Source organism: Aeromonas sp. 3P, from assembly GCF_051919745.1.
Classification (GTDB): domain Bacteria; phylum Pseudomonadota; class Gammaproteobacteria; order Enterobacterales; family Aeromonadaceae; genus Aeromonas; species Aeromonas veronii.
This window is the reverse complement of record NZ_JBQBED010000001.1, coordinates 1876621-1889808: the sequence shown is the minus strand read 5'-3', so window position 1 is coordinate 1889808 and position 13188 is coordinate 1876621. Positions and strand designations below refer to the sequence as shown.

General features: G+C 60.0%; 11 protein-coding genes. 1 reads left to right on the top strand and 10 read right to left on the bottom strand.

What is annotated here, in order from left to right; genetic code table 11:
- Positions 1-32: 32 nt before the first annotated feature.
- The 6 genes from panF to acs form a co-directional block, all read right to left on the bottom strand.
- Entirely contained in the window at positions 33-1490 is a 1458-nt protein-coding gene (panF, locus tag ACTG19_RS08450; RefSeq protein ID WP_439988972.1) for a sodium/pantothenate symporter, read from the bottom strand.
- Complete coding sequence (locus tag ACTG19_RS08445) at positions 1480-1743, bottom strand: YhdT family protein (RefSeq protein WP_058057282.1); 264 nt, start codon at positions 1741-1743, stop codon at positions 1480-1482. Before ACTG19_RS08445 ends, panF begins: the two co-directional genes overlap by 11 nt.
- A gap of 163 nt (positions 1744-1906) precedes the next feature.
- Positions 1907-3247 carry an acetyl-CoA carboxylase biotin carboxylase subunit gene (accC, locus tag ACTG19_RS08440; RefSeq protein WP_439988970.1) on the bottom strand — a complete coding sequence of 447 codons (1341 nt, stop codon included), beginning with the start codon at positions 3245-3247 and terminating at the stop codon, positions 1907-1909.
- 15 nt (positions 3248-3262) lie between these two features.
- The gene (gene accB / locus ACTG19_RS08435; RefSeq protein ID WP_005338908.1) at positions 3263-3721 is read right to left on the bottom strand and encodes an acetyl-CoA carboxylase biotin carboxyl carrier protein; all 459 of its coding nucleotides are present in this window, start codon (positions 3719-3721) and stop codon (positions 3263-3265) included.
- Between the two features lie 36 nt (positions 3722-3757).
- Positions 3758-4207 (bottom strand): type II 3-dehydroquinate dehydratase, encoded by a 450-nt coding sequence (aroQ, locus tag ACTG19_RS08430; RefSeq protein ID WP_058057284.1) that lies wholly within the window; start codon positions 4205-4207, stop codon positions 3758-3760.
- Positions 4208-4495: 288 nt separating this feature from the next.
- A complete protein-coding gene (acs, locus tag ACTG19_RS08425) occupies positions 4496-6442 on the bottom strand; it encodes an acetate--CoA ligase (protein ID WP_439988969.1) in 1947 nt (648 codons plus the stop codon).
- Between the two features lie 167 nt (positions 6443-6609).
- Here acs and ACTG19_RS08420 point away from each other — a divergent pair, with 167 nt between their 5' ends.
- Entirely contained in the window at positions 6610-6891 is a 282-nt protein-coding gene (locus ACTG19_RS08420) for a hypothetical protein (protein WP_421322612.1), read from the top strand.
- A 57-nt stretch (positions 6892-6948) separates the two neighbouring features.
- On the opposite strand, the gene ACTG19_RS08415 is transcribed toward ACTG19_RS08420, so the two are convergent.
- From ACTG19_RS08415 to torA, 4 genes are all read right to left on the bottom strand, one after another.
- Positions 6949-9393, bottom strand: coding sequence for a sensor domain-containing protein (locus ACTG19_RS08415; protein WP_439988968.1), 2445 nt, complete (start codon positions 9391-9393; stop codon positions 6949-6951).
- A 153-nt stretch (positions 9394-9546) separates the two neighbouring features.
- Positions 9547-9915 (bottom strand): hypothetical protein, encoded by a 369-nt coding sequence (locus ACTG19_RS08410; protein WP_005349490.1) that lies wholly within the window; start codon positions 9913-9915, stop codon positions 9547-9549.
- A 7-nt stretch (positions 9916-9922) separates the two neighbouring features.
- Positions 9923-10591, bottom strand: a complete 669-nt coding sequence (torD, locus tag ACTG19_RS08405; RefSeq protein ID WP_058057287.1) for a molecular chaperone TorD — start codon at positions 10589-10591, stop codon at positions 9923-9925.
- Between the two features lie 99 nt (positions 10592-10690).
- A complete protein-coding gene (gene torA / locus ACTG19_RS08400) occupies positions 10691-13183 on the bottom strand; it encodes a trimethylamine-N-oxide reductase TorA (protein WP_139740025.1) in 2493 nt (830 codons plus the stop codon).
- Between the last annotated feature and the right edge of the window lie 5 nt (positions 13184-13188).

The following is a 13188-nucleotide window of genomic DNA, read 5'->3' as shown; positions in this document are numbered from 1 at the left end:
GATAGTTTTGGAACCCCTAATTTATATTTTTATTATTTCTGCCCGAAAAGCTCGCGCACTTCCCGCGAGGGCGGTGCCGTCAGCAAGCTGACCGTGATAAAGACCACCAGCGCCAGCGTGAGGCTTGGCACGATGGCGTGCAGACCAGCCAGCTTGATCCCCCACTGACTCAGTGCCCCATAGCTGACGATGCCGCTGACCATGCTGGCCAGCGCGCCCGGGCCGTTGGCCCGTGACCAGTAGAGGCCGAGCACCAGCGGCCAGAGGAACACCGCCTGCAGACCGCCAAAGGCGAGCAGGTTGAGCCAGATGATCATCTCGGGCGGTTGCAGCGCCGCCAGCAGTACCAGGGTGCCCAAGATCAGGGTGCAGAGCAGGGAGAGGCGCGGAATGCGCACTTCCAGCTTCTCCTGCTTTGGACTCAGATAGTTGAGATAGAGATCTTTCACCAGAGTGGCGGAAGCCTGGATCAGCTGGGAGTCGATGGTGGACATGATGGCCGCCATCGGCGCCGCCAGAAAGACCCCGGCCAGCCAGGGGGGCAGCACTTCCATCATCAGGGAGGGCATGATCTTGTCTGGGCTGTCCATGCCCGGCAGGATGGCGCGGCCAAGGGCACCCGCCAGATGCATGCCGAACATCAGCAGGGCGCTGACCACTGTGCCGATCAGAATGCCGCGATGGAGCGCCTTGCTGTCGCGATAGCCAAAGCAGCGCAATGCCGAGTGGGGCAGCCCCACCACCCCGACACAGACCAGGATCCAGAAGCTCAGCATAAAGGGCTGGGTCAACATGTCGCCGGCCCCCTGCGGGCTCACCAGCTTGGGGTCGATCTCCCTGAGCTGGTGGATAAGGTTCGGCAGGCCGTCACCGGCAATTAAAATCCCCGCCAGCAAGGCGCCGGTGCCGATCAGCATGATGATCCCCTGCAGGGCATCGGTCATCACCACCGCGCGAAAGCCGCCGATGATGGTGTAGAGCAGTACGCAGCTGGCAAACAGCATCAAGCCCTGCTGGTAGGAGAGGCCGGTGGCGGTCTCCAGCAGGCGGGCGCCGCCGATGAATTGCACCACCATGGTCGCGATAAAGGCGAGGATGATAGTAACGGAGCCGAGGATCACCACCGCCTTGCTCTGGTAGCGGGCCCACAGCATATCGTTGATGGTCACCGCATTGACCCGGCGGGCGATGATGGCGAACTTCTTGCCCAGTACCCCCAGAGTGAGCCAGACGGTGGGCAGCTGGATCATCGCCAGCAACACCCAGCCCAGACCGATCTTGTAGGCCGCGCCCGGCCCACCGATAAAGGAGGAGGCCGAGGTGTAGGTAGCCACTAGCGTCATCGCCAGCACCAGCCCGCCCATGCTGCGGTTGCCGATGAAGTACTCCTGCACGAAGTTGCCTTCTGCGCGATGGCGGCTGGCCCAGAAACCCACCCCCAGCACCAGTACCAGATAGATGACGAGCGGCAGCATCAGCTCAAGATTCATGGGATGACTCCTTGCCGGAAGGGGTGTGGGTATCGAGGGGGATCTCCACAAACAGCCGGTTCACCATCAGGGCGCAGAGCAGAATGAACAGCAGCGGCATCACCATGCAACTGAGCAGGAACCACAGCGGCAGCCCCCACAACTCCAGCTGGAGCGGGATAAAATAGGCGGTGCCATACCAGGCAAAGAAGTAGAACAGGGTCAGCAGCAGGCAGAAAGCTGCTTCCCGGCGGGCGAGAGCAAAACGGTTCACCTTGGCCTCCGACAAATTTGAGGGGCGCAAGGATAACAAAAAAGGGCCATGTCGCCATGGCCCTTTTTCAGCAGAGGCCCCTTACGGAGCCAACTTCCGGCTGGATTGCAGATAAACAGCTGGCTGCTATCCGGCCAGAAGTGATTGTTCTGCCTGCGAGATCTTACAGACCCAACTTCTTGTGCAGATAGTGGATATTGGTGCCACCGTGCTGGAAGTTTTCGTCTTTCATGATCTCTTTTTGCAACGGTACGTTGGTCTTGATCCCTTCTACCACCAGCTCGTCCAGCGCATGGCGCATGCGGGCGATGGCAATGTCACGATTCTCGCCGTAGCAGATCAGCTTGCCGATCATTGAATCGTAGTGGGGCGGTACCTTGTAACCGGTATAGATGTGGGAGTCCCAACGCACGCCCAGACCACCCGGCGCGTGGAAGCGCTGCACCAGACCCGGAGAGGGCATGAAGGTGGCCGGATCTTCGGCGTTGATCCGGCACTCGATGGCATGGCCACGGATGCGGATATCCTGCTGGGTGATTGACAGGGGCTGGCCGGCGGCGATGCGCAGTTGCTCCTTGATCAGATCGATACCGGTGACCATCTCGGTGACCGGATGCTCAACCTGAATACGGGTGTTCATTTCGATGAAATAGAACTCGCCGTTCTCGTACAGGAACTCGAAAGTACCCGCACCGCGGTAGCCGATCTCGATACAGGCACGCACACAGCGCTCACCGATGAACTTGCGCATTTCGGCGGTGATGCCCGGTGCCGGCGCCTCTTCCACCACTTTCTGGTGGCGACGCTGCATGGAGCAGTCACGCTCGCCCAGATAGAGGGCGTTGCCCTGGCCGTCTGCCAACACCTGAATTTCGATGTGGCGCGGGTTTTCCAGGTACTTCTCCATGTAGACCATGTCGTTCTTGAAGAACTGGCCTGCTTCGGATTTGGTCAGGGCGATGGCGCCCGCCAGTTCCGCTTCATTGCGCACCACACGCATACCGCGACCACCACCGCCACCGGCGGCCTTGATGATCACCGGATAGCCGATGCGCTTGGCAATGGCGGCGTTGTGCTTGGCGTCGTTGTCGACGGGGCCGTCAGAGCCCGGTACACACGGTACGCCCGCTTTCTTCATCGCTTCGATGGCGGAGACCTTGTCACCCATCAGGCGAATGGTCTCGGCGCGCGGGCCGATGAAGATGAAGCCGGATTTTTCGACCACTTCGGCGAAATCGGCGTTCTCGGAGAGGAAGCCGTAACCCGGGTGGATGGCCACGGCACCGGTTACCTCGGCAGCGGCGATGATGGCCGGGACGTTGAGGTAGGATTCAGTACTGGCCGGTCTGCCGATACAGATGGATTCGTCGGCCAGCAGCACATGTTTGAGCTCCCGGTCGGCGGTGGAGTGAACGGCCACTGTCTTGATCCCGAGCTCTTTACAGGCGCGCAGGATCCGCAGGGCAATTTCACCGCGGTTGGCGATGACTACTTTGTCCAACATGGGTGGCGATTTCCCTTATTCGATGATGAACAGCGGCTCGTCAAATTCGACGGCCTGACCATTTTCAACCAGGATCGCTTTGATCACACCGGCCTTGTCAGACTCGATTTGGTTCATCATTTTCATGGCTTCGACGATGCACAGGGTGTCGCCGACATTGACTTGCTGACCCACTTCCGCGAACGGCTTGGCATCCGGGCTGGAGGAGCGGTAGAAGGAGCCAACCATCGGGGAGCGCATCAGGTGACCGCTCGGGGCGGCATCTGCGGCCGGTGCGGCGGCAACCGGGGCGGCAGCGGCAGGTGCGGCAACCGGAGCGGCTTGCTGCATCATCATCTGCGGCATGGCGGTGGTCACCTGACCGGAGAAGTTGCGGCTGATGCGAACGGACTCTTCACCTTCGGAGATCTCCAGTTCGGCGATGCCGGACTCTTCAACCAGTTCAATCAGCTTCTTGATTTTGCGGATATCCATTAGCATTCTCTTTCTTCTTTATCTGATCAGTGATTATCAAGCCGCGCGCAGATGGTGCACGGCCGCGGTTAAAGCGAATTGGTAGCCATCGGCCCCCAGACCACAAATGACCCCTTTGGCGACATCAGACAGATAGGAGTGATGACGGAACGGCTCCCTGGCATGGACATTTGACAGGTGAACCTCGATAAAAGGGATGGCTACACCCAGCAGCGCATCGCGAATGGCGACGCTGGTGTGGGTGAAGGCGGCTGGATTGATGATGATAAAATCCACCTGGCCCATGGCCTGATGGATGCAGCTGACCAACTCATGTTCGGCGTTGGATTGCAGATGTTCCAGAGTGACACCGAGTTCGCTGGCGTTAAGCTTCAGATCGGCGACGATCTCATCAAGCGTCTTGCTGCCGTAGATACCCGGTTCCCGTTTGCCCAGCAGATTCAGGTTTGGTCCGTTGAGCAGGAGAATTCGGTGATTTTGCGACATATTGAGTACATCCTCGATGATAATGCTGCTATCTATCAGCTATCTTGTGGACTACCAGAAATCTAGCCATTTTCTGCGCAAATCGGTGTGCCCTGGCACACAGATTTCGCAATTATATTGATTTCGTGAAAATTAGCAGCATTTTACTGGTCTAATCTCTACATTTGGCTATTTATTGCACGCTTCGGCCTGAGATACTTCGTCGCTGCCACCTTGCTGTTTGCTGGCGGATGAGAAACGACAAAGCCGGCACAGGGCCGGCTTTATTGAGCAACAAACGAAGCGGGATCAGGCAGCTTCCGACTTCTCGCGAATGAGTTTGTCTACTACGCCCGGATCCGCGAGGGTGGAGATATCCCCCAAGCTGTCGGTTTCGCCGGTGGCGATCTTGCGCAAGATGCGGCGCATGATCTTGCCGGAACGGGTCTTCGGCAACCCCTCCGCCCAGTGAATGACATCCGGCGTGGCGATGGCACCGATCTCCTTGCGCACCCACTCCTTCACCTCTTTGTGCAGCTCACGGCTCGGCTCTTCCCCGGAGATCAGGGTGACATAGGCATAGATACCCTGACCCTTGATCTCGTGAGGAACCCCCACCACCGCGGCTTCAGCGATCTTGGGATGGGCCACCAGTGCCGATTCAATTTCGGCGGTACCCATGCGGTGGCCGGAGACGTTCAGTACATCATCCACCCGACCGGTGATCCAGTAGTAGCCGTCCTCGTCGCGACGGGCACCGTCGCCGGTGAAGTAGCGGCCCGGGAAGGTGGAGAAGTAGGTCTGCTCAAAGCGTTCGTGATCGCCGAACACGGTGCGCATCTGGCCTGGCCAGGAGTCGGTGATCACCAGGTTACCCTCGGTGGCCCCTTCCAGCGGTTCGCCCATGTTGTCCACCAGCGCCGGTTGCACCCCGAAGAAGGGTTTTGTGGCCGAGCCCGGTTTCAGGTCGGTGACGCCGGGCAGCGGCGTAATCAGGATGCCGCCGGTCTCGGTCTGCCACCAGGTATCGACAATGGGGCAGCGCTCATCGCCAATGGTGCGGTAGTACCACTCCCAGGCTTCCGGGTTGATGGGTTCACCCACCGACCCCATGATGCGCAGGCTCTGGCGCGAGGTGCCGGTGACCGCTTCGTTGCCTTTGGCCATCAGGGCGCGGATGGCGGTAGGGGCGGTATAGAGGATGGTGACCTGGTGCTTGTCCACCACCTGACTCATGCGGTTGGTGGCCGGGTAGTTGGGCACCCCTTCGAACATGATGGTGGTGGCGCCGTTGGCAAGCGGCCCGTAGACCAGATAGGAGTGACCGGTGACCCAGCCCACATCGGCGGTACACCAGTAGATATCCTCTTCGTGGTAGTCGAACACATATTTGAAGGTGAGACTGGCATAAACCAGATAGCCGCCTGTGGTGTGCAGCACTCCCTTGGGTTTGCCAGTAGAGCCGGAGGTATAGAGGATAAAGAGCGGATCTTCGGCGTTCATCGCCTCGGGCGGGCAGTCGCTGCTGACGGTGGCGGTCGCTTCGTGCCACCAGATGTCGCGGTGGTTGTGCCAGGCGACATTGCCGCCGGTGCGCTTGAGCACGATCACCTTGTTGACCTGGGTTTCCGGGTTGGTGAGCGCTTCATCCACATTCTTCTTGAGCGGCACCGGACGGCCACCACGCAGCCCCTCGTCGGCGGTGATCACGATGCGCGAGCCCGAGTCGATGATGCGGCCGGCCAGCGCTTCTGGCGAGAAGCCGCCGAATACGATGCTGTGTACCGCGCCGATGCGGGTACAGGCCAGCATGGCGATGGCGGCTTCGGGCACCATGGGCATATAGAGGCAGACCACGTCGCCGCGGTGAACCCCTTGTGCTTTCAAGACGTTGGCAAACTTGCACACTTCGCTGTGCAACTCGCGGTAGGTGAGTTTGCGATCTTCGGCAGGGTTGTCCCCTTCCCAGATGATGGCGACCTTGTCACCCCGTTCGGCGAGATGGCGATCGAGACAGTTGGCCGAGACGTTGAGCTGGCCATCTTCAAACCATTTGATGGAGACATGGCCCGGATCGTAGGAGGTGTTCTTGACCTTGGTATAGGGTTTCATCCAGTCGAGAATTTTTCCCTGCTCTCCCCAGAAGGTATCGGGATCCTCGACGGAAGCCTGATACATGGCGGCATAGTCGCCCTTGTCGAGCAGTGCATTGCTGCTGATGTGGGGTTTGACCGGGTAGACCTTGCTCTCGCTCATCACTCACTCCTTTGAATAGATCTTTTTATGGTTTCTTAACAACTTATACCTTTGGTTGCGGGGGGCAATTAGACTTTTGGATAGGCGGCAACAGTTGGTTGCAGGACAAAGAGTGACAATTAATCGGTGGTTGAGTAAAAGGGGGCCGTGTCGATTAATTGGAGGTCATGATGTTTTCTCTGTTGCTCTGTGCATCCCTCTGGCAGTTTGATGCGCCAGTGCCCGCTGGCGAACCTCCGAAAGAGTTTGCGATCACCCATCAGGAGGCTTCACCTGCGCTGCGGGATCGGGTGGCCGATCAGCTTGGTCATGCATGGCAGGCCAAGGAGCCCGGTACCAGACTCACCTTCAGCGAGCCAGCTCCCCGTTATGCTGGCGAATCACCGTTGACGCGCATGCTCAATGATCGTGATGATGGTAGGGAATCCCGCTTGCAGATCGAGTGGTAATCCGGTCGGCAGCCAGGAGGCGGATGCCGACCGGCTGGTGATGATGATTGCCTGCCGCTATGAGACGTAGCGTTGATGCAGGCGATCTCCCATATGTTCGACATGCAGTGGTTTGCTGAACAGATAACCCTGTCCTTCGCCGCAGTTGAGTGACTGCAAGAAGGCGTGTTGTGCCTTGGTTTCAATCCCTTCGGCGGTGACCTCCATATCCAGACTGTCGGCCAGATTGATGATGGTGCGGCAGAGCTCCCGACTGTTCTTGTCCTCCGGTAATGCTTGCACAAACGCCCGGTCGATCTTGATGCGATCGATCGGCAGGGTCTTGAGCAGACTCAGTGACGAGAAGCCGGTACCAAAGTCATCGATGGCAATCTGCACGCCGAGATTTTTCAGGCGGGTAAAGAGATCCAGACTCTGTTCGACCCGCTGGATGATGCTCTCCGTCACCTCTATCTCCAGCCGTTCTGGCGGAAATCCGGTCTCGGCCAGAATGGCGGCGACCCGTTCAACGTAGCCCGGGGAGCGCATCTCCCGCACCGAGACGTTGACTGACAAGCGAGGCACCGGCAGTCCGGCGGCCAGCCAGTTTTGTCCCTGCTCGCAGGCGTTGCGCATCACCCACTCCCCAATTTTCTCGATCAGGCCGCACTCCTCTGCCACCGGAATAAAGCGGGTCGGCGCTATAATCCCCTCATTGGGGTGCTGCCAGCGCAGCAGGGCTTCCAGTCCACTCAGGTGGCCGTTGGCCAGATTGGTCATGGGTTGATAGAAAATGCAAAGCTGTTCGAGCTCCAGGGCCTTGAGCAGACCCTGCTCAATTTGCATCCGCTCGCGGGCTCGAGCCGCCATGCAGGGGGTATAGAACTGGAATCCGTTGCGCCCCTGACTTTTCGCCTCGTACATGGCGCTGTCGGCGGCGCTGACCAGGGTTTCCGGGCTGTCTGCATGATCCGGATAGATGGCGATACCGATACTTGCCGAGATCGCCACCAGCTCATGGGCCAGCTCAACCGGTTCACGCAACACGGTCAGCAGGGTATTGGCCAGGGTTGCCAGCTCGTCAGGCTCCTCCAGATAGGGGATCAGCACCAGAAACTCGTCTCCCCCGAGGCGGGTCGCCAGATCGTTGTGCTGCAGGCAGCTGCGGATCCTCTCTGCCAGCCGCTTGAGCAGCTCATCGCCAACTCCGTGGCCCAGGCTGTCGTTGATCAGCTTGAAGCCATCCAGATCGATAAAGAGCAGCCCCAACCGTTTGCGATTGAGCTGCGCGGTTTTCAGCTCAAGGGCTAGCCGCTCCTGCAACAGATGACGATTGCCCAGCTCGGTCAGGGGATCGTGATAGGCAAGGTGATTCAGTTCGGCCTCCACCTTGCGAATGGCGCTGATGTCGGATAGGGCGATCACATAGTGAGTAGTGTTGTTGAAGTTGTCATAGACAGCGCTGATCTGCTGCCAGGAGGAGAAGTAGCTGCCATCCTTGCGCAGACAAACCATCTCGCCATGCCAGGCGTTGTTGCCGGGGCGCAGGTGATACCAGGGATAGTCGAGGTCGGTGTAGCGCCTGGGATGCATGATGATATCCGGGGTGCGGCCAATCACCTCCTCGGCATTGTATTGGGTCAGCATGGTGAAGGCCGGGTTGACCGACAGAATATGGTGCTCGCTGTCGAGGATGATGATCCCCTCGGCCGTGGTATCGAATACCACGTTGGCCTGATGGAGCCGCTCCTCTTGACGGCGGCGGGCGGTGGCATTGTGAATGACCCCCATGACCCGGTGGCCGACCGACTCGGTGGCGGGGACATGGTCGGCATGAATATCGACCCAGTGGCGCTCGTTGAGCGCGGTGAGGTAGCTCAGGGTGAGATGGATGGGGTCATGACTTTGCAGGGCGGCCTTGAGCTGGCTGCCGGATTCCGGTTCAAAACAGTCGACGAACGCTTGCAGCCCGCCGTGGAATTGGTTGGCCTCGATGCCCAGCAGCGGCTCAATTTGACCGTCGAACAGTAATCTGTCCTCCGCTACGTGCCACTCCCACACCCCGATTTGGGCCGCTCGCATTGCCAGTTGCAGCCGTTGTTCGGTTTCGTACTGCTCGGTGATGTCCCGCACGATGGCGAGGATGCCGTTCAGCTCTCCCTTCTCATCACGCATCGGGCTGTAGGTGGCCTGAAAGCGGCGGGAGCTGCTGTCGTACGCCGCGGTTTGGCCCGTGATGGCGATATCCACGTAGGGCATGCCGCTTCGCATGATCTGCTGAAACATGGGCTCCAGCGTCGGTGCCAGCTTGGGAACCACCTCTCGGAGGTGCTTGCCCTGATGCTCCTCGATGCTCTTGCCATTGATGTCGGCCAGCACCTGATTGACTTTACGGTAGCGAAATTCGCAGTCAAAGACGCCGATGCCCAGAGGGGCATTATCCATCAGCTGTTCCAGGACGGTGTGATCTGACAGCTGGGTCAACATTGCCTCGGTGTCGGCGTTGAAAAGTTTCCCATCCATGATGACCTCGGCATTGATTGTTTTATCACTTGCATCAGTTGTCAGTATGGCACGAACTGTTTGGCCGGGAGTCAAGCGGAGTTATCTGGTTGTTTTGACGGCAAGAATAGGCAGAAAAACCTGATAAAAAGGGTGGAAAAAGGGGGCGAGTGGTTATCCCTTCTGGCGACCAAACGCCTGAATGCCGCGCACCAGTACCAGCCAGCCGAGCAGATGGAACGGGAGGGCAAGCAGATAGAGCAGCAGGAAGTGCGACTCGCTGCCGCTGCTGTTGATGAAGTCGATCCAGGCGGCCAGCAGCGCCAGCATGCCGGCAATCTGGAAGCGGCGGCGCAACACCACCTCGACGCCGAGATTGGCAAGGTAGAGGGTGAGCAGGATGCCGGCAAAGCCGGTGAGCTGGGCGGTGCCATAGAGCTCGCGATCCGGGTTGAACAGCAGCGCAATCAGCGGAGTAATGCCCTGATCCAGCGGGATCAGGGCCAGCAGCCAGCATGCAATCAGAAGCAGGGCTGTCTTCATCGCGGCCTCAGTCGGCAGACGGTGCCGGTTTGACCAGAGAGAGGTAGTTGGCATCCATCTTGAGGAAGACCCCCAGCAGACGGGCACTGGCGCCGTAGAAGCCAAACCGGTCGGCGGCGCGACAGGCGCTTTCGAACTTGTCAAACCAGCCCAGCAGATGGCCGTGCAGCAGCGCTTCCTGCTCGTCGAGCCAGCGTTCCCGCTCGGCCGCGCTCTTGGCTTCCGCTGCGCGGATGATGAGATTGCCCATCAGATCCAGCTCGATGGCCAGATGGTCGGCAGGCTCTTTGTATTTATCGCTAACATTGATGCCGAGGCGATCGAGGCGGGCCTGCATCTCGGCCATCGGGGCCTGCATCAGCAGCTTGGCCTCGCCACGGTAGAGCGATTCGTAGGGCAGGGCGCCCTGCTTGGGATCCACCAGAAACAGACCGGCGAAGTCGGCGGCGAGTTCGAGCTGGCGATCCGGGCGCACCAGCAGGCGGGCGATGGCGTCGTTGAGTTCGGCCACGGCTTCGCGCATCGGATCCAGGGTGGAGAGGCTTTTCAGGAAGCTTCGCACATCATAGGTGTCATATTCGGCGATCTGCTCATCACTGAGTTCGGCGGCGAACAGGGTGGAGAACCACCAGTAGAGTTCGGCCCTGCGTTCGCTGGTAGCCATAAATTCCTGCATTTTTCCTCCGTGGATGGCAATCGGGAGCCTTGATGGCTCCCGATTCTAACGACTTTAAAAATAAAGGAAACTCAAGGGGGTGCTTTCGTCCCCCCGGGGTCAGAGTGCCGGGAACATGGGGTCGATGCCCTTGGCCGATTCCGGCGCGCCGAAGGCGGTGACAGCAGGTGCCTGCCCGCGGAACTTCTCGATCTCCACCAGCGCGGTATGGGCCGTGGTGGCCTGCGCCAGGCTGGAGGAGCCGATGTCGGCAGTCAGCACGTTGGGATCGCCGTAGGTACAGAGAGTCCCTACCTTGCCGCCCTCTTGCGGGCCATACCAGGCTCCTTCCTGAATGCGCACCACGCCGGGGGCGTAGTCATCGCTCACCACCAGCCCGGCCAATACCTGACCGCGGCCGTTGAACACCCGCACCAGATCGCCGTCCTTGAGGCCGCGGGATTTGGCATCCTGCGGATTCATATAGACAGGTTCGCGCCCCTGCACCGTGTAGGTGGCTCGGTAGTTGTCGGAGGAGCAGAGCTGGCTGTGCAGCCGTTTGTCCGGGTGGCAGGATTGCAGGTGCAGCGGGTACTGTTTGCTGCCCGGCCCGCCGTGGGAGCGCTCGTAGGGTTCAATCCAGACCGGGTGGCCCGGGCAATCCCCATAGCCGTAGTCGGCGATGGTCTTGGAGTAGATCTCGATAAGGCCAGACGGGGTACCGAGGGGTTCCAGATCCGGCTCCTGACGGAACGACTCGTGGCGCACCCAGGGTTGGCCTGCCGGGAAGGTGACGAAGCCTTCCCCGTGCCAGAACTGGCTGAAACGGGGCAGACGAATGCCGATACCGCGACCCTGCAGGCGGGCGTCGTCATAGATGCTCTGGATCCACTCCAGCTTGCTCTTGCCACCGGTGAACTCGGCCTCGCGACCGAAGCGACGGCAGAGATCGGCGAAGATGTCGTAGTCATCGCGCGCCTCGAACAGCGGCTCCACCACCTTGTACATGGCCAGAATGCCCGCGTTGGAATGAGAACCCCACTGCTCGATGTCATCCCGCTCATAAGTGGTGGTGGCGGGCAGCACGATATCGGCGAAGCGGCAGCTGGCGGTCCACTGGTGATCGATGCTGACCACGGTTTCCAGCTTGCGCCAGGCGGCGACCATCTTGTTGCGATCCTGTTGGTGGTGGAACGGGTTGTTGCCGCAGAACACCGCCATCTTCATGTGGGGGTAGGTGATGGTCTGGCCGTTGAAGGCGATCTGCTTGCCCGGATTGAGGATGCAGTCGACGAAACGGGCCACCGGAATGAATTTGGAGTAGCCCTTCCAGTCGCCGTCATGGAGCGGCTTGACCCCGGGAATGACCGAGCTGAAACCGGACATGATGGGGCCGCTGGAGGTGATGGTGCCCGCCCCGTTGTAGTGCCAGCCAAAGCCGTAACCGCCCCCCGGCAGGCCGATCTGGCCAATCATCGAGGCCAGAACCACCAGCATCCAGGCGTACTGCTCGCCGTGGTGCATGCGCTGCACACACCAGCCGCCGATAAGCTGGGTGCGGCCGCTGCTCATGGCGCGGGCCAGCTCGCGGATGGTCTCGGCAGGGACGCCACAGATGGCGGCGGCCCACTCGGCATCCTTCACCTGACCATCGCTGGTGCCCAGCAGATAGGGCAGGAACTTGTCAAAGCCAGTGGTGTAGTTCTTCAGAAACGCCTCGTCGTGGCGCTTCTCGCTGTAGAGGGTGTGGGCGATGCCCAGCATCAGCGGTACGTCGGTCTGCGGATTCAGGGTCACCTGATCGCAATTGAGGTACTTCTGGGTCTTGGATTTGACCGGGTCGACACTGATCACCCGGATCTCGCCTTTGGCCACCTTCTCTTTCAGCTGTGCCCAGTAGTCGTAGACGCTGTGATCCGGCACCAGCCAGCCCACCTGCAGATTCTTGATGGGATCTGAGCCCCAGATAACGATGGTTTTGCTGTGTTCCAGCACCAGCGGCCAGGAGGTCTGCTGCTCATACACCTCCATGGCGCCCGCCACGTGGGGCAGGATCACCTGGGCGGCACCGGTGGAGTAGTCACCGGCCTTGGCCAGATAGGTGCCGTGCAGGTTCATGGCACGCCCCAGCATGGCGCCAGCGGAGTGCAGCTTGCCCACCGACTGCCAGCCGGAGTGGCCGGCATAGAGGGCGCTCGGGCCATAGGTCTTCTGTACCCGCTCCAGCTCGTGATAGAAAAAATCGAGCGCCTGGGACCAGGTGACCCGCACGAAGCGGTTTTGGCCGCGTTCGCTAGTGTCGGACTGGTGGCCCTTGCGCAGCCAGTCCAGTCGCACCATGGGGTAGCGGATGCGGGAGGGGTTGTAGACCACCTCACTCAAGGCCTTGAGCATGTCGGTGGGGTGCTTGTCGTGCTCGAACGGCAGGGTCTCGACCCAGCGGCCATCGACCACCCGGGCACGGAAGGCGCCCCAGTGGGAGCCGGACTGCACCAGCTTGTCGCCAGACTCGGCGGCCATCACGGCGCGACCGAGCAGGGAGGGGCCGATCAGGGCAGAGGCACCGCTGGCCAGCAAGCCACCCAGAAAACCACGACGGGAAATATTGATCATCTTGT